Source organism: Megasphaera intestinihominis, from assembly GCF_040096415.1.
Taxonomy (GTDB): domain Bacteria; phylum Bacillota; class Negativicutes; order Veillonellales; family Megasphaeraceae; genus Megasphaera; species Megasphaera intestinihominis.
Genome location: NZ_JBBMEU010000133.1, coordinates 1 through 1,368 on the forward strand (window position 1 = coordinate 1; position 1,368 = coordinate 1,368).

Annotated in this window: 1 protein-coding gene; it reads left to right on the top strand. The window is 52.6% G+C overall.

Going from position 1 to position 1,368, the window contains the following annotated elements; translation table 11 throughout:
• The first annotated feature begins 90 nt into the window (after positions 1-90).
• Positions 91-1,338: an IS256 family transposase gene (locus WMO23_RS11300; protein WP_020311933.1), complete on the top strand. Its 1,248-nt coding sequence runs from the start codon at positions 91-93 to the stop codon at positions 1,336-1,338.
• Positions 1,339-1,368: the final 30 nt, after the last annotated feature.

Below are 1,368 nucleotides of genomic sequence, written 5' to 3' on the forward strand. Positions count from 1 at the left end.
GGGAGTGTAAAATAGTTTGTGTAAATCGGTATTGCATGAATCTACTTTATGCCCCATACTGGGGTAAACAAAGATAAGGACGGTAACAGAATGGCAAAGTGTAAAACTCCACCAACTACCCCAGGCGAGCAGATTGCTCAGCAAATCCTCAACAACTACGACATCAAGAGCGCGGAAGACGTACAGGACGTCCTGAAGCAGATTTTTGGCCCCATTTTTGAGTCCATGCTCAAAGGTGAGATGGAAAATCATCTCGGCCATAAGAAGCATGAGCGCTCCGAAGACGGTGACAATGTCCGGAACGGCTATTCATCCAAGACGCTCAAGACCTCTCTGGGCGAGGTTCCTATCCGCGTCCCTAGGGATCGCCAGAGTACGTTTGAACCGCAGATCATCAAGAAGCACCAGCGCGACGTTTCGTCCATCGAGGGCAAGGTACTGGCGATGTATGCCCGTGGCATGAGCCAACGCGACATCGCTGCAACCATCGAAGACATCTACGGCTTCCAGATGTCACATGAACAGATCTCCACCATCACAGGCTGCGTCATGGAAGAGGTCGAGGCATGGCGGAATCGTCCGCTCCAGTCGTTCTATCCATTTGCTTTCGTCGACTGCATCTACGTATCGCTGCGCACGGAGTATGGCGTCCAGCAGGTGGCCGTCTATGTCATGCTTGCCTATGACGTCAACGGCTGCAAGGATGTCCTTGGCCTCTGGATCAACGAGACGGAGAGCAAGCATGCCTGGATGCAGATCTTCGACGAGCTGCGGGCTCGCGGCGTTAAGGATCTTGGCATCCTGTCCATGGATGGCGTGAGCGGATTGGAGGAAGGCGCCAAGGCTGTATTCCCGCATGCCACGGTTCAGCGCTGCATCGTACACCTCATCCGCAATTCCATCCGCTACATCCCACGCAAGCAGTGGAGTGCATTCACGAAGCAGCTGAAGCTCATCTATGGTGCCATCAACGTCAAGCAGGCCCGTCAGGAATTCGAGAAGTTCAAGACCGACTGGCAGGCTTATCCAGGCGCGGTCAGCGTATGGGAAAACAATTTCTCACACGTCGAGCAGCTCTATAACTATGGCAGTGCCGTGCGCAAGATCATGTACACGACCAATGCCATCGAGAGCGTCAACTCTAGCTTCCGCAAGGTGACCAAGAAAGGCGCTTTCCCCAACGAGGATGCAGTCTTCAAGATTTTCTACCTACGCATCCAAGAGCTCTATAAAAAATGGAAGGGTCGTCACGTCGCAAACTGGGCGATGGTCCGGAACCAGCTGCTCATGGACGACAGGATGTCTCAGCTTATGCAGCAATACGATGTTGCTTATTGAATCGATTTACACAAAACTCTTGACACACCC